The organism is Streptomyces sp. SID5785 (assembly GCF_009870065.1).
In the GTDB taxonomy this organism is placed as follows: domain Bacteria; phylum Actinomycetota; class Actinomycetes; order Streptomycetales; family Streptomycetaceae; genus Streptomyces.
The window spans coordinates 1-522 of record NZ_WWIA01000157.1; the positions used below are offsets into that span (position 1 = coordinate 1).

Annotated in this window: 1 pseudogene; it reads left to right on the forward strand. The window is 79.9% G+C overall.

The features are described from left to right. Positions 1–522 (forward strand): annotated as a pseudogene (locus GTW43_RS04825) (transferase); the annotation flags it as partial.

Genomic DNA, 522 nt, shown 5'->3' on the forward strand with positions numbered 1-522 from the left:
ACGACGTGACCCCCGAACGCACCGCCGCCCCGTCGGCCGGCCGCACGCCGGGGGGTGCCCCGGGCACCGTCGTCGCCCCGCGCGCCGGGGGCGACATCGCGCTCGCCCGCGACCCCGGCCGGCGCCGCGAGCGGCCCTCGCGCGTCGTCCTCGTCGCCGCCGACGAGATCGCGGCCCTGCTCGGCACCCTGGCGCTCACCGAGCAGCAGCGCGGCCCGCTGGTGCTCGCCGCGTTCGTGCTCGTCGTCCTCGTCCTGCACGCCGCGGCGGGCCTGTACCGGTACACGCCCGAGCCGTACATGCTCGACGAACTGCCCGCCGTCGCGGGCCGCGGCGTCCTCGCCTGGTGCGTGCTCGGGGCCGGGCTCGCGGCGCTGCCGGGGCAGACCCCGCTCGGGCTCACCGCGCTGGGCACCGGCTGCGCCGTGCAGGTCGTGCTGGCCCTCACCGGCCGGGCCGTCGTGCACCGGCGCCGCCGGCTCGATCTCGTCCGGCGGCCCGTCAGCACGCTGCTCGTCGGAC